This is a genomic window from Alkalibacillus filiformis (assembly GCF_030814115.1).
GTDB classification, from domain to species: Bacteria; Bacillota; Bacilli; order Bacillales; family Alkalibacillaceae; genus Alkalibacillus; species Alkalibacillus filiformis.
On record NZ_JAUSUP010000001.1, the window covers coordinates 823030 to 838224 of the forward strand.

A 15195-nucleotide genomic window follows, 5' to 3' on the forward strand; every position below is an offset into this window, starting at 1 on the left:
CTATTAGTTTGAGCGTTCTACATAAAATCATAAGGTGAAATATCTTCCTCAAACTGTTCATCCGGTTCTAATTCACTTAGATCTTCTTCATGTCGTTCATTTAGATTAAAAGCTTTAATACGTGAGACAAGACTCGTATTACGCTCGTATGCTTGTTGTTTTTGCATACCTTCCAAAAAGACGTCATAACTGCCACAAATAATGAGAGAAGATTTACCACGTGTAATAGCTGTATAAATTAAATTTTTAACTAACATACGCTTAAATGACCTAACGATCGGTAATATCACAATTGGGAACTCACTACCTTGTGATTTATGAATGGAAATCGCATAGGCTAACATCAATTGGTTAAAATCTTGTCTCGTATAAGATACTTCAAGTCCTTCAAAATTAATAATTAATTCATCTTTTTTCGACTCAGCTTCCTTAGCATGTTTAATGGCGACAATTTCACCGATGTCGCCATTAAACACATCTTTCTCCGGTTGATTGACAAGTTGAATAATTTTGTCACCGGTTCTAAAGACAGACTGGAAATGTTCAATCTCACGTTTACCCTCTTCTTTAGGATTAAAGATATTTTGTAACGTTTGATTTAATTCATGTATACCAACTTTTGTTTTATACATTGGAGCCAGGACTTGAATGTCTCTCATTGAATATCCTCTGTCGAGTGCTTTCTTAACGATCTGTTCAATTGTGTTTAACGCATAATCTGTATTCGTTTCGATAAAATTAAAGTCATCTTTTTTACCGACAGACTGCATTGGTATTTGATTGTTTTTAATATCGTGAGCCAGTTTAACGATATAAGAATCATTCTTCTGGCGATAAATTTCTCTTAGCTGACACACTGGTATGACTTTCGACTTTAATAAATCAGCTAACACTTGCCCAGGACCAACAGATGGTAATTGGTCTTCATCACCTACAAAAATGACTTTCATGTCAGCGGGGACAGCTTTTAGCAAGCTGTTAGCTAACCAAATATCAACCATCGAAAACTCATCAACAATTAACACTTTACCCTTTAGTTGGTTTCCATCGTTAAATTCAAAATGTTCTTCACCAGACCAACCGAGAAGGCTATGGATTGTTTTTGCTTTTAAACCAGTTGACTCGGTTAACCGTTTAGCAGCTCTTCCAGTTGGAGCAGCTAAAATATAGTCAGATTGATGTTTGTTTTGATTTTTTCTAAATAGAACTTCATAACAGTGGATAATACCTTTAACAACGGTTGTTTTCCCAGTCCCAGGTCCACCTGTAAGTAACATGACTTTCTCATCTAACGCTTTTTTGACCGCTTCATATTGCTCTTCACCGTATGCAATACCTTCTTGTTCTTCAATATCGCCAATCACTTTCAACAGTTCACTTTCGTCATAAGATGCGTCCTGTTCAGTGGCCAAGATTCGTGTAAGTTGTGAAGCAACACCTTCTTCAGCAAAATAAAGCTGTGGTAAATAAACTCGATCATCTTCTTGTACAATTAAGTCTTCATCCGTTAAAAACTTCAAATGTTGCTCTAGAGATTCATCATTTTCATGATTTCGACCTTGATATAGGAGTGAATTTAATTGTTTTAATAACTGCTCTTTTTCAACGTATACATGTCCATTAGACGATTGTTGGTCTAAAACATGTAACACACCTGCTTGAATCCGAGTTGGGTGTTCATCTTTAATTCCAATGGACTCAGCAATTTCATCAGCGCGTTGAAAGCCAAATCCTTCTACATCAAAAACAAATTGATAAGGATTTTCTTTTAATTGCTCAATCGTCTTTTCATAATATGCACCATACAGCTTTCCAGCTAATTGCAAACCTATACCATATTTTGCTAACTCAACGGTCACTTGCTCAAAACCTTGATTCATTCTTAAATCTGCAATAAATTGTTTTTTAGTTTCAGGTTTTAACCCGACAACTTGATCAAGCTTTGCTGTGTCTCTTAATACTTCGTCAACAGCATTAATTCCTAATGTATCGACGATCTTTTGAGCCGTCTTTTGACCGATTCCATAAAATAAGTCACTTGATAAATATTTAACGAGACTTTCTTCAGTTTTCGGTAATTCTTTTTCATATGTAAACACTTGCAGTTGTTCTCCGAATTTCGGGTGAACTTGAATTGTTCCATAAAAAATATAATCATTCCCATGTGTTAAAGGTGGAAAGTTACCTTTCACAACTAATTCTTCTTCATCTAATTCAAGTTCAGTATCTTGAACAGAAATAGACGCAATCGAAAATTGCGTCTGCTGATTGTGAAAGATCATGTGATTTAATTGTCCCTTAGCATATTTTTGATCAGACATGATCAGTTGCTCCTTCTATCCATCTCGCTCTTGTAATAACTGTTCGACTTGCTGCTTCGCATTTCCTGCTAATAAATGGTCATCTTGAATAGCTAACGCTTGTTCAAACTGTAAAAGGGCTTCTTCTGGCTTTTCTTGATAAAGTAAACAAACACCTTTGTTGTAATAAGCATCACTATGTTCTTCATCGATTGATAAGACGACATTCATTTGTTCATAAGCTTCGTCAATCATGTTGCCGTAAGCTAAAGTTAAACCGTATTGGAATTGAATATCAACATCTTCAGGACTTAACTCACTTGCTCTTTGCATATATGGAAGTGCTAGTTTAGGCATATCTTGATTTAATAATGACATCCCTAACATGAAATAAACATCTTCATCACCTAAGCCTTGCTTCATTGCATCTTGGAAATGTTTAGTCGCTTGTTGATATTGTTCTTGTTCATAATACATGTTACCTAACCCGTAATGAGCAGCCGGTAGCGTCTCTTCTAATTCTAATGCTTTATTATAAAATCGTTCTGCTGAATCATATTCTTGTAAATGGACTAGAAGATTTGCAAAATTAATAAACCCAACTGGATCTTCTGGGTTCTCCTCTATATAATTATTGAAAGACTGAGCCGCTTCTTCAAATTGATGGTTTTGCATATATTCAATACCTTTTTGTAACTCGCTCATCTTGATTTACTCCTTTATCTGCAAAAATAGAGAAAAAAGTCACCACATTGACGTGCTGACTTTTTAAATTAACATTAACTTACCCTAAATGACTTAACAGTTGCTCCTCTCGATAAACATCATCGATCGTACCGCCACCTAAACAAACATCACCTTCGTAAAAGACGACTGCTTGTCCTGGTGTAATGGCACGTTGAGGCTCATCGAATTTAACATTCGCAGTTCCATCCTCATTAAGATAAACCGTTACGCCACTATCTTTTTGACGATATCTAAACTTCGCTGTACATTTAAGAGGTTCAGTTAGATCACGATCAACTAACCAATTAACATCGACAGCTAACAATTCATCAGAATACAATGCTTCATGATGGAAACCTTGTTCAACATATAACACGTTATCAGTTAATTTTTTACCGACTACAAACCACGGGTCACCTGATCCACCGATGCCAAGACCTTGACGCTGTCCAATCGTATAATACATCAGTCCGTCATGACGACCTTTCACTTCACCAGATAAAGTTTGCATTTCACCTGGTTGTGCCGGTAAATACTCACTTAAAAATTCTTTAAAGTTTCTCTCACCGATAAAGCAAATGCCAGTACTATCTTTCTTGCTGGCAGTAGCTAAATCATGTTCTTCAGCAATTTCACGTACTTCTCGTTTGTCTAAACCACCAAGTGGAAACATGATTTTAGGTAAGATATCTTTAGATATTTGATTTAAGAAATAAGTTTGGTCTTTGTTATCATCAACACCACGTAGCATTTCAACTTGACCATCATTTTCACGAACTCTAGCATAATGACCTGTAGCTAAATAGTCCGCCCCTAAACCGACAGCATGGTCTAAAAAGGCTTTGAATTTTATTTCTTTATTACACATAACATCAGGGTTTGGTGTTCGACCTGCTTTATATTCATCTAAAAAGTATTGGAACACTTTGTCCCAATATTTGCTTTCGAAGTTTACTGAGTAATACGGAATATCTAGTTGGTTACATACACGTGCAACATCTTCATAATCTTGTGTGGCTGTACATACACCAAACTCATCAGTGTCGTCCCAGTTTTTCATAAAGATCCCGACGACATCATAGCCTTGTTGCTTTAATAATAGGGCTGTAACAGATGAATCAACACCACCTGACATTCCAACGATTACTCGAATATTTGAACGATCTTCCATGCTCTCACCACCTTTATGATAAACTCTTTAACCGTTCGACAATCGGCTGAATCTTTTCAGCAACTTGCTTCATTTCATCTAAAGTATTATGAATTCCAAAACTAAATCGAATCGAATTATATAACCGCTCATCTTCTTCACCATACATCGCTTTTAAAACGTGAGATGGGTCAATTGAACCAGCTGTACAAGCTGAACCAGATGACACTGCTATTCCCGCTAAGTCTAGATTCGTTAAAAACATTTCGACCTCTGTGTTAGGAAAACTAATATTAACAATGTTAGACACTCGGTTATTCAAATCGCCATTGATTGAGAACTCCATCCCTTGCTTTTCTAACTGAGCAATGAGTTCATTGAATAAAGCTTGATAATGATTATTGCGACTTTCTCGTTGTTCCATCAATACTTTTACAGCTTGTTCGAAACCAGCAATTGCTAAAGTATTTTCTGTACCCGAACGCCACTTACGCTCTTGTTCGCCACCAAATACTTGTTGCTTTAAGTGATGTTTTTCATGTTTATATAAAAAACCGACACCTTTCGGGCCATATACTTTATGTGAAGAGGCTGTTAATAGGTCTATCTTCATCTCTTGAACATCAATCTGTTGTACTCCATAAGCTTGTACAGCATCCGTATGGAAAACAGCTTGATGGTTTTCTAACAATTCACCAATTTCTTGTATGGGTTGAATAACACCGACTTCATTATTAACCGACATGATCGTCACTAAAATTGTATCATCTCTTAATGCTTCTTTTAGTTGATTAATATCGACTTGCCCAGTTTCATCTACAGGTAAGTACGTGACATCAAAACCTTCACTTTCTAATTGTTCACACGGATGTAATACTGCATGGTGTTCAATTTGTGTCGTAATAATATGTCGTCCATATTGTTCATTAGCATAAGCTGAACCGAAAATCGCTAAATTATTTGCCTCAGTACCACCACTTGTAAAGATTAACGATGTAAATGGCGCATTAATACTTTTAGCAATAGTCGTTCGCGCTTGATCAAGTAATTTTCGGCTATCCCTTCCGAAAAAGTGAATACTAGACGGATTACCAAAATGATTCTGCATAACTGAAGCCATCTGTTCTTGAACCGATTCATGTAACGGTGTTGTAGCAGCATGGTCTAAATAGATATGTGACACTTCATTCACCTTCTTTGTAACTAAATATAAAACATATGCTCTTCTTGATAGTTATTGTCATCATAATCGACGAGGTCTTGTAAAGAAGTCGTTTCTAACACGTCTTTTACCGCGTCCCGTATTCTTTTCCATAATTCACGTTTTGATGGTTCTTCATCATCCATCTCTTCCACAGGTCGAATTGGACCTTCCAAAGTTTTAATAATATCTGCAGCAGTAATTAGTTTTGGCTCACGCGTTAATAAATAACCACCTTTTGCACCTCTTACACTTTTAACTAACCCTTCGTTTCGAAGAGGAGCAATTAATTGTTCTAAATAATGCTCAGATAAATCATACTCAGAAGCGATTGACTTTAATGGAATCGGCTTATCACCGTAATTTTTCGCTAAAGCAATCATAATGGTTAGACCGTATCGGCCTTTAGTTGAAATCTTCAATTAAAGCTCCTCCTTGAACACTAATCTTTCTATATTGATCAGTATAACACGTTGTTGTGTCTCTAAAGTAACATCATAATTTATATAAATTACTGTAAAGATTAACTGTTAAAAACCATGTGACATTATAGCATGATGTCAGCAAACATGCATTAGTTAAGTTTTATTATGGCGTGCTTTCTGCTTAAGTGTATTCAACTTATCATACACTTGAGCCAATCGCTTTTCTTCTCCAATTTCTTTCGGTGTATAATAACTGGCATCTTTCAACTTTTCTGGTAAATATTCTTGATAAACCCAAGACCCTGTGTAATTGTGAGGATATTTGTAATCCATACCGTGCCCTAAATCTTTAGCACCGTGATAATGGGTGTCTTTTAAATGGTCAGGGATATCAGCAGTAATGCCTTTTTGTACATGAGTTATTGCTTGATCTAATGCTTTATAAGCTGTGTTTGATTTTGGAGATAAAGATAATTCAACAGTAACTACAGAGAGTGGAATTCTCCCTTCAGGTAATCCAAGACGTTCTACTGATTCAATAGCAGGTAATACTCTTGCACAAAGTTGTGGGTTTGCTAAACCGATATCCTCATAGGCAATGACAAGTAACCTTCTTGTAATAGCTTCTAGGTCGCCACCTTCTAAAAGTCTAGCTAGGTAATGTAAGGCCGCATCAACGTCACTTCCTCTAATACTCTTTTGGAAGCTTGATAATAGATTGTAATAAATATCACCTTTTTTATCGTGTGAAAAACCTTTATTACGGATACAATAATTAACCGTTTCTTCATCTACAACATATGCGCCTTCTTCATTTTGATCTGATGCAAAAACAATATCTTCTAATAAAGTTAATGCTGTCCTCGCATCTCCTGTTATAGAAGCAATTTGTTCTAATAAATGATCTTTTATATCAATATTTAAATGGCCTAAGCCCCTGTACTCATCATTCAGCGCTTTTTTCAGTAATGTTTTAACCGCTTCAGGTGATAATAATGATAACTGCTTAATTTGGCCGCATCTCGATCGGATGGCGTTATTGACACTGTGGTATGGATTTTCTGTTGTCGCGCCAATTAATGTGATTACACCTTCTTCTAAAGCTTTTAACAAATAATCTTGCTGACTTTTATTAAATCGATGAATCTCATCAATAAATAAAATGGCTCCTTCGCTCATTTTAGCTTTAGCTATAATCTCTTCTATTTCTTTTTTACTAGAGGTTGTGGCATTAATTGCATAGAAGTCTTGGTTTGTAGACCCTGATATGGCAAAAGCTAACGAAGTTTTACCAGTTCCAGGTTCTCCATACAAAATCATGGATGGTACATGTCCTTGGTTAATCATTTTATATAATGGTGTATTTTCACCAATTACGTCATCTTGACCGATCACATCTTCAATAGTCTCAGGTCTCATTCGGTATGCTAGTGGCTCTTTAAAAAACATGTTAGAACTCCTTTTAGTCTAAACTCTTATATTATTTTACTATATTCAAAGGTGAATTGACGAATAATCACCTCTCATGTATAAAATAATAGCTTATTGCGCATGCTAGAAATAGAAAACTATTAATTATACAAACATAAATGATTTAAAATGAAAGGATGAAAACATATGGTGAAAGTTCGTCAAGATGCTTGGTCTCACGAAGATGACCTATTATTAGCTGAAACTGTGCTAAGGCATATAAGAGAAGGAAGTACACAGTTAAATGCTTTTGAAGAAGTTGGTGATCAACTGAATCGTACAGCTGCAGCATGTGGCTTTAGATGGAATGCTGAAGTTAGAAAAAACTATGAGAAAGCAGTAGATTTAGCGAAAAGGCAAAGAAAACAGAGGAAGAAAGCCCAACAACAAAGACAACCTCAACCAAGACGTACTGTACAGCCTGAAGTAAATCTACCAATGACAGTAGAGGAAACAACAATGGAAGTCCAAACAAACGAAACATCTGCTAGTGCTCCTTCAATTGACTCTATCATTCAACAATTAAATCAGTTGAAAACTTCAAATCAAGTGAATGAACAGATCAATAGTGAGCTAGAGGCTTTAAAACACGAAAATGAGGGAATTCGAAATGAAAACGAGCAACTAAAAGCGAAAGTAGAAGAAATGTCCCAGCAATACGCTAGCTTACAAGAAGATTACCAAACATTTATTAACATTATGGACCGTGCTCGTAAGATGATGATATTTGATGAAGATGAAGTAACGACACCATCATTTAAGATGGAGAAAAACGGAAATTTACAGCAAATAGCGAAATAATAAAAAGTGGGTAAGGAACAAAACAAGTCCTTACCCTTTTTATGGTTCTATTTCAAATGTGGTGGTGTAAAAATTTGCACTATCCACTTATTATCCTTTTGACGAATAAATTTATCATCGCTACATCAAAATGTTTCGCTTTTACCCACAGGGCACAAGTGCAACATCTGCTCAAGCTTCCTACGGTCGCTTGTCGCAGTGTTTTCTTTGCCGGGTCGGCTGATGAGCTAAGTTTCTCGTGCTTTGCACCGAGGAAGCATTTGTGACCAACGATGACATTAGACCATTCAGGTCGTCACGGCGAAGGCCAGGGCAAGAAAAAACATCAGCGCTTTAATTCGCACCGAGTAACCGCAGGCGCATACAAATAAGAAGTTAGCGTGCTTTTTTGTATTTCTGGTTAAAGCACAGAGTTGGTATCAGGTGAGGAGCGAAGGTGGCGACTCCAGCGGGAACAGCACGAGTCTCGAGACCCCACAGGCCCCGCTTTTTGGGCCGAGGAGGCTCGAGCCGTGCCCGCGGAAAGCGTCCACCGAGAGCGGATCACCTGATACCAACGGTTCAGGTAAAAGACACCCTACCTTTTAAGTAAAATTGTACAGCTACCCCAACAAATATTTTAGAGCCAATATTTTAGATTCAAAAAAACACTAATCTCATTTGATTAGTGTTTTTCGTCATTATGTAACAATCCCAATTGTGCCGTCCCTCCGTATTGTTTTGAACCCGCTCAAGGCAGGTGGGTGTCCTGTTCCATATATTTTGTAAGTCCTTAACAAAGGCTTTTACGCAATACGGAAACGTCCGGACTCCCTACAATATAAGTGTTCGGTCAAAACTTATGTGGAGTAAGACGAACACATTAGGATTGATTTGGTTGCTCTGTTATTGTATTTAAATCATAGCATGATGCAGGCACCGTTTCAAGTGCTAAAGAGTAGTTCTAAGGTAGCAATTTTTAGGTACTTTAGCTTTGGTTTTCTTCATGTTTCGCGATACTTTGCAAGTAAAGCTCTTCCAATTGGTGTTGATCAACTTGAGAAGGAGCTTGTGTTAATAAATCTGATGCTGAAGCTGTTTTTGGAAACGCAATTGTGTCACGTAAATTCGTTTTACCAGCTAAAATCATCACTAAACGATCAAAGCCTAGAGCAATACCGCCATGAGGTGGGGCACCAAATTCTAAAGCTTCTAGTAAGAAGCCAAATTGCTCATGTGCTTCTTCTTTTGAAAAACCTAATGCTTCAAACATCTTCTCTTGCATGTCTTTCTTATAAATACGAAGTGAACCGCCACCTAGCTCATAACCATTTAAAACCACGTCATAAGCTCTTGCTTTAACATTAGAAGGGTCTTCATGTAATTGGTTCATATCATCTGTTTGTGGCATTGTAAATGGATGGTGTGCAGCATGATAACGTCCATCGTCTTCATCATATTCAAATAATGGCCAGTCCGTAACCCATAAGAAGTTAAATTGGCTTTCATCAATTAAGTTTAACTCTTTTCCTAATTTTGATCGTAAAGCGCCTAAACTTGCTGCAACAACATCCGGTTGGTCAGCTACAAATAGTAATAAGTCATTTGCTTCGCCATTTAATGCTTCTAAGATTGACTGTTCCTCTTCTTCTTCAAAGAACTTCGCAATCGGTCCAGTTAGTGATTCACCATCGACTTTCATCCAAGCTAACCCTTTAGCTCCGTATACAGAAACGAATTCTGTTAACTGGTCAATGTCTTTTCTTGAGTATTGATCAGCAAAACCTTTAACGTTAATAGCACTTACTTTCCCACCTGATTCAACAGCTTGTTTAAATACTTTAAAACCACTGTTTTGGAACACATTGCTCATATTAACTAATTCTAATGCAAAACGTGTATCAGGCTTATCTGACCCATAGCGTTCCATTGCTTCATCATAAGTTAATCGAGGGAATGGAAGTGTAACATCTAGACCTTTAACTTCTTTCACAACCGATTGAAGCATTTCTTCAGTCATTTGCATAATCTCTTCTTGTGATAAGAAAGATGTTTCAATGTCAACTTGGGTAAACTCTGGCTGACGGTCTGCTCTTAAATCTTCGTCTCTAAAGCAACGTGTAATTTGATAATACTTTTCAAAACCTGACACCATAAACAACTGTTTAAAAATTTGTGGTGATTGTGGTAACGCATAAAACTGTCCAGGATTAACACGACTTGGTACTAAGTAGTCTCGTGCCCCTTCAGGTGTACTTTTCGTCAAAATGGGTGTTTCCATCTCTAAAAAGTCATTTGAATTCAAATAATGACGAATAGCTTGAGCCGTTTTATGCCTTAAAATTAATGTTTCTTGCATTGGCTGACGTCTTAAATCTAAATAACGATACTTCAGACGTGTTTCTTCAGTTAAGTCTTTATGGTCATCTACTTTAATTGGTAATGCTTTCGACTCGTTTACAACAGTTACATCGTCTACTAACACTTCAACTTCACCTGTCGCCATATTTTCATTAATCGTTGAAGCATCACGTTTTAAAACTGTGCCTTCAATTTCAACAACATATTCGCTTCTTAACTTTTCTGCAATTCGTAATGCTTCTTCATTATGGTCTGGACTGAAGACCGTCTGTACAATACCAGAACGGTCTCTTAAGTCAATAAAAATTAACCCGCCTAAGTCACGGCGCTTTTGTACCCAACCTTTTAGTTTTACTTTCTGATCGACATGCTCTGTTTTTATATGTCCACAATGTGTTCGTCCCATGATGATCCTCCTTAAACTGACGTTTCTAACTGTTCGATAATTTTATCGAGTTCAATTTTTTTTTGTTCGCCTTCTACTAAATTCTTAACGTTTGCTACACCATTGTTTACTTCTTCTTCACCAATAATAATGGCATACTTCGCTTTATATCGATCAGCCGCTTTAAACTGTGCCTTCATTTTCTTATCGAGATAATCTTGATCAGTTCTAAAGCCTGCTTTTCTTAGTTTATTAACTAAGCTGGAAGCTGTGTACTTCGCTTCATCTCCCATCGTAATAACGAAACAATCAAGCGCGTGTCCTGTTTCAAGTGTAATTCCTTCTGCTTCTAAAGCCATTAATAAACGTTCAATACTTAACGCAAAACCGATTCCTGAATTTTCAGGTCCACCTAGGTCTTGAATTAAGCCGTTATAACGTCCACCACCAGATAGTGTTGTAATCGAGCCAAAACCCTCTGCCTCACTCATAATTTCAAAAGCTGTATGTGTATAATAATCAAGACCTCTTACTAGCGTCTCATCAACTACATAAGGGATTCCCATAGCATCTAAATGCTTTTTAACTTCTTCAAAGTATTGTGAAGAGTAATCATTTAAATACTCTAATATTGAAGGAGCACTGCTCATTGTTGGGTGGTCACGGTCGACTTTACAATCGAGTAACCTTAAAGGGTTTTGTTCTAAACGCATTTGACAATCTGAACATAACTCTTCTTGATAAGGTTTAAAGTGCTCAACTAAAGCTTGCCTATGTGCCTCACGACTTTCTTTGTCACCTAAACTATTTAAAACTAATTTTAATGATTTTAAACCTAGTACTTGATAGCAATCCATTGCAAATGCAATGACTTCAGCATCAATTGCTGGGTCGGCACTTCCGATTGCCTCAATGCCAAACTGTGTAAATTGACGTGTGCGTCCTTGCTGTGGTCGTTCATATCTGAACATCGGCCCTAAGTAATAAAGTTTAGTTGGTTGATCAGCATTGCCGTGCATTTTGTGTTGAACGTATGACCTTGCGACAGATGCTGTGCCTTCCGGGCGTAGAGTCAAACTTCTACCACCGCGATCTTCGAATGTATACATTTCTTTTTGGACGATATCTGTCGTATCTCCAACCCCTCGTTGGAACAATTCAGTCCGTTCAAACATTGGAGTTCGAATTTCATCATAGTGATACGTATGAGCTAAACCTTTCAATGCCTCTTCAACAACTTGCCATTGCTTTGTATTTTCAGGTAATAAGTCTTCTGTACCTCTTGGAACGCTTATGTTCATATTAAATCCTCCATCCTTTTTTCTAATCCATTATGCGATCGATTAATATTAAAAATTTTACGTAAAATAAAAAACGCCCCTATCAAACTGTTCGTTTGATAGGGACGAGACTCCACCCGTGTTGCCACCCTGATTAAAGCATAAAAATTATGCTTTCACTTCATTATCATAACGCGATGACGCGATGAACACCTACTAATTGAAAATGATCAACGTTCGATGTCATACCTCCAGAATGTCTTTCATGAAAAGAACTGATAGGTTTATTTCCAGCCAAGATAAACCTTCTCTGAAATCGTATACCATTTCACTACTTTTTCCTTCATAGGCTTTTTGCCATATTCAAATGTTTTAATAATCATATATAGTAATTTATAAAATGTCAAGTTACTTTCTATTTCTCTTTTGAATCTAATATTAAAGTAACAGGACCATCATTTAATAAAGAGACGTTCATATGTTCACCAAACGCTCCAGTCTCTACTGGAACACCTGAGTTGATCACTTCTTGATTGAACTTCTCATAAAGATCATTTGCTTGGTCAGGTTTTGCTGCACTCATGAAGTTCGGTCGTCTACCTTTTCGGCAATCTCCATAAAGTGTGAACTGAGAAATCGATAATACTTTCCCACCGACATCTTTTACTGATAAGTTTAATTTGCCTTGTTCATCTTCAAAAATACGTAAATTAGTCACTTTATCAGCGATATACTTCAAATCTTGCTCATCATCTTCATGTGTAACCCCTAGGAGGACTACTAGACCTAATTCGATGGAACCAGTTATTTGATCATTAGCCTCAACTGAACCTGTCGTAACTCGTTGTATGACTGCTCTCATTACGAAATCTCCTTACTGAATCGTTCTTTGTACGGTAAATACGTCGCTTATGTGCTTAATCCGATCCACAATACGTCTTAAATGATCAACATTTTGAATTAAAATAGTTAAATGAATGACTGCCATCTTATTTTTATCAGATTTGCCTGTGACAGCGACAATATCCGTATTCGTTTCATTGACGACTTGTAAAATTTCATTTAATAAGCCATTACGATCAAAACCTGAGATTTCTAAATCAACACTATAGTTTTTACGTTGACGAGTGACACCTTCCCATTCAACATCAATTAAACGTGCCTCGTCTTCGTTTTTTATATTTGGGCAGTCGTCGCGGTGTACAGAAACACCGCGTCCTTTTGTAATAAACCCAATAATTTCGTCACCTGGAACAGGATTACAACATTTTGAAAGACGGACCATCAAGTTGTCTACGCCTTTAACATTTACACCAATTCCAGTTGATTTTTTCTTCGTTTTCGTTTCTACTTCTTGTTGAGCTTCAATTAATGAATTCTCTAAATCAACAGGCTTTTCTTTTTCGAGTAACTTTTCAGTTAAACGATTCGTTGCTTGTTGTGCTGTAATTCCTTGGTAACCAACGGCAGCATACAAGTCTTCTAACGTATTCAAATGAAAACGGCTTAAAGCGTTTTGAATATTTTCTTCAACTAAAGCTTCTTTAGGTGAAAGATCTAAGCTTTTAATTTCTTTTTCAATTAGTTCTTTACCACGTTCGACGTTTTCTTCACGGCGTTGTTTTTTGAAAAACTGTTTTATTTTATTTTTAGCTTGTGATGTTTGTGTAATCTTAAGCCAATCTTCTGAAGGGCCGTACGAATGTTTTGATGTTAACATTTCGACTATGTCGCCCGTTTTAAGTCGGTAATCTAATGGTTCGATCTTACCGTTCACTTTGGCACCGACCGTTTTATTACCTACTTCTGTATGAATTCTGTAGGCAAAGTCTAATGGGACAGAGCCACTCGGAAGTTCAATTACATCGCCATTCGGTGTGAAAACGTAAACCATATCTGAAAAGAAATCAACTTTTAATGACTCCATAAATTCTTCAGCATCATTTGTTTCACTTTGCCATTCAAGAATTTCTCGGAACCACGCTAGCTGTTTAGACATATTCTCTTGATCGTGATCTTGCCCTTCTTTATAAGCCCAGTGCGCAGCGATACCATATTCAGCAATTTCGTGCATCTCTTGCGTTCGAATTTGCACTTCTAGTGGGTCACCTTTAGGACCAATTACCGTCGTATGAAGAGACTGATAAAGGTTCGGTTTTGGCATTGCAATATAGTCTTTAAACCGACCAGGCATTGGCTTCCAACAGGTGTGAATAATACCTAAAACAGCGTAACAGTCTTTTATACTTTTAACGATGACACGGACTGCTAGTAAATCATAAATCTCGTTAAAGTCTTTCTTTTGAATCACCATTTTACGATATATGCTATAAATATGTTTCGGTCGCCCTGATATTTCAGCTGTAATATTAACATCTTTTAATTGATCTTGAATTTCATTTATTACTTTTTCAATATAATAGACACGCTCATCACGCTTTTGCTTCATTAAGTTAACAATACGATAATATTGTTGTGGATTTAAGTACCTTAATGAAATATCTTCTAGCTCCCACTTAATAGTGGAAATACCTAAACGGTGAGCTAAAGGAGCAAATATTTCTAAAGTTTCATTAGCAATTCGCCTTTGCTTATGTTCTGGTAAATGGTCTAATGTTCTTATGTTGTGCAGACGGTCTGCCAACTTAATTAAGATTACGCGTATATCTTTAGCCATCGCAATAAACATTTTACGATGGTTTTCTGCTTGCTGTTCTTCTTTAGATTTATATTTAATCTTACCTAGTTTGGTCACACCTTCAACGAGCGATGCTACTTCTTCACCAAACTCTTCTTTTAAATCATCATAAGTAATCCCAGTATCTTCAATGACGTCGTGTAAGAAACCACTCGCTATAGTTGCTGGATCCATCTCTAAATCAACTAAAATACTAGCAACTTGTACAGGGTGAATGATATATTCTTCTCCAGATTTTCTTATTTGCCCAACATGCGCTTCTTTGGCGTAATCATAGGCAAGCCTAAGAAACGTCGTATGTTCTTCATTTAAATAACGACTCGCATCTTGGATTACTTGTTCAATTGTTTTCGTCTCATGTTTAGCCATAACATCACCTAGGTGTTTCTAAAGTCAGATTTTTAACTAATTATAATAAT

11 protein-coding genes, 1 other RNA gene and 1 other annotated feature are annotated in these 15195 nt (G+C 36.7%); of the genes, 1 reads left to right on the plus strand and 11 read right to left on the minus strand.

The window, feature by feature from the left end; translation table 11 throughout:
• Positions 1 to 17: 17 nt before the first annotated feature.
• From recD2 to J2R98_RS04615, 6 genes are all read right to left on the minus strand, one after another.
• Positions 18 to 2321 (minus strand): SF1B family DNA helicase RecD2, encoded by a 2304-nt coding sequence (gene recD2 / locus J2R98_RS04590; protein ID WP_307066529.1) that lies wholly within the window; start codon positions 2319 to 2321, stop codon positions 18 to 20.
• A 15-nt stretch (positions 2322 to 2336) separates the two neighbouring features.
• A complete protein-coding gene (locus tag J2R98_RS04595) occupies positions 2337 to 3005 on the minus strand; it encodes a tetratricopeptide repeat protein (RefSeq protein WP_307066530.1) in 669 nt (222 codons plus the stop codon).
• Positions 3006 to 3084: 79 nt separating this feature from the next.
• Positions 3085 to 4197: a tRNA 2-thiouridine(34) synthase MnmA gene (gene mnmA, locus J2R98_RS04600; RefSeq protein ID WP_307066532.1), complete on the minus strand. Its 1113-nt coding sequence runs from the start codon at positions 4195 to 4197 to the stop codon at positions 3085 to 3087.
• 13 nt (positions 4198 to 4210) lie between these two features.
• Positions 4211 to 5359 carry a cysteine desulfurase family protein gene (locus J2R98_RS04605; RefSeq protein WP_307066535.1) on the minus strand — a complete coding sequence of 383 codons (1149 nt, stop codon included), beginning with the start codon at positions 5357 to 5359 and terminating at the stop codon, positions 4211 to 4213.
• A 20-nt stretch (positions 5360 to 5379) separates the two neighbouring features.
• On the minus strand, positions 5380 to 5799 hold the full coding sequence (cymR, locus tag J2R98_RS04610; protein WP_307066536.1) for a cysteine metabolism transcriptional regulator CymR: 420 nt from the start codon (positions 5797 to 5799) through the stop codon (positions 5380 to 5382).
• 156 nt (positions 5800 to 5955) lie between these two features.
• Positions 5956 to 7251, minus strand: coding sequence for a replication-associated recombination protein A (locus tag J2R98_RS04615; RefSeq protein ID WP_307066538.1), 1296 nt, complete (start codon positions 7249 to 7251; stop codon positions 5956 to 5958).
• 168 nt (positions 7252 to 7419) lie between these two features.
• Between J2R98_RS04615 and J2R98_RS04620 the strand changes: the two genes are divergently transcribed.
• The gene (locus J2R98_RS04620) at positions 7420 to 8073 is read left to right on the plus strand and encodes an RsfA family transcriptional regulator (RefSeq protein WP_307066540.1); all 654 of its coding nucleotides are present in this window, start codon (positions 7420 to 7422) and stop codon (positions 8071 to 8073) included.
• 686 nt (positions 8074 to 8759) lie between these two features.
• Here J2R98_RS04620 and ssrS read toward each other — a convergent pair.
• From ssrS to J2R98_RS04645, 5 genes are all read right to left on the minus strand, one after another.
• A non-coding RNA gene (gene ssrS, locus J2R98_RS04625) (6S RNA) lies at positions 8760 to 8945 on the minus strand.
• 95 nt (positions 8946 to 9040) lie between these two features.
• A complete protein-coding gene (gene aspS / locus J2R98_RS04630) occupies positions 9041 to 10819 on the minus strand; it encodes an aspartate--tRNA ligase (RefSeq protein WP_307066542.1) in 1779 nt (592 codons plus the stop codon).
• Positions 10820 to 10830: 11 nt separating this feature from the next.
• Positions 10831 to 12099 (minus strand): histidine--tRNA ligase, encoded by a 1269-nt coding sequence (gene hisS / locus J2R98_RS04635; protein ID WP_307066544.1) that lies wholly within the window; start codon positions 12097 to 12099, stop codon positions 10831 to 10833.
• A 97-nt stretch (positions 12100 to 12196) separates the two neighbouring features.
• Positions 12197 to 12434 (minus strand) — a binding site (T-box leader).
• A gap of 59 nt (positions 12435 to 12493) precedes the next feature.
• Positions 12494 to 12940, minus strand: a complete 447-nt coding sequence (gene dtd / locus J2R98_RS04640; protein ID WP_307066546.1) for a D-aminoacyl-tRNA deacylase — start codon at positions 12938 to 12940, stop codon at positions 12494 to 12496.
• Positions 12941 to 12952: 12 nt separating this feature from the next.
• Entirely contained in the window at positions 12953 to 15145 is a 2193-nt protein-coding gene (locus J2R98_RS04645) for a RelA/SpoT family protein (RefSeq protein WP_307066548.1), read from the minus strand.
• Positions 15146 to 15195 lie beyond the last annotated feature (50 nt).

Bases quoted from the DNA above. Each gene is read 5' to 3' on its own strand.
- J2R98_RS04615 (WP_307066538.1), bottom strand. From the start codon at position 7,251: ATGTTTTTTAAAGAGCCACTAGCATACCGAATGAGACCTGAGACTATT.
- dtd (WP_307066546.1), bottom strand. From the start codon at position 12,940: ATGAGAGCAGTCATACAACGAGTTACGACAGGTTCAGTTGAGGCTAAT.
- J2R98_RS04645 (WP_307066548.1), bottom strand. From the start codon at position 15,145: ATGGCTAAACATGAGACGAAAACAATTGAACAAGTAATCCAAGATGCG.
- hisS (WP_307066544.1), bottom strand. From the start codon at position 12,099: ATGAACATAAGCGTTCCAAGAGGTACAGAAGACTTATTACCTGAAAAT.
- J2R98_RS04620 (WP_307066540.1), top strand. From the start codon at position 7,420: ATGGTGAAAGTTCGTCAAGATGCTTGGTCTCACGAAGATGACCTATTA.
- aspS (WP_307066542.1), bottom strand. From the start codon at position 10,819: ATGGGACGAACACATTGTGGACATATAAAAACAGAGCATGTCGATCAG.
- J2R98_RS04595 (WP_307066530.1), bottom strand. From the start codon at position 3,005: ATGAGCGAGTTACAAAAAGGTATTGAATATATGCAAAACCATCAATTT.
- mnmA (WP_307066532.1), bottom strand. From the start codon at position 4,197: ATGGAAGATCGTTCAAATATTCGAGTAATCGTTGGAATGTCAGGTGGT.
- recD2 (WP_307066529.1), bottom strand. From the start codon at position 2,321: ATGTCTGATCAAAAATATGCTAAGGGACAATTAAATCACATGATCTTT.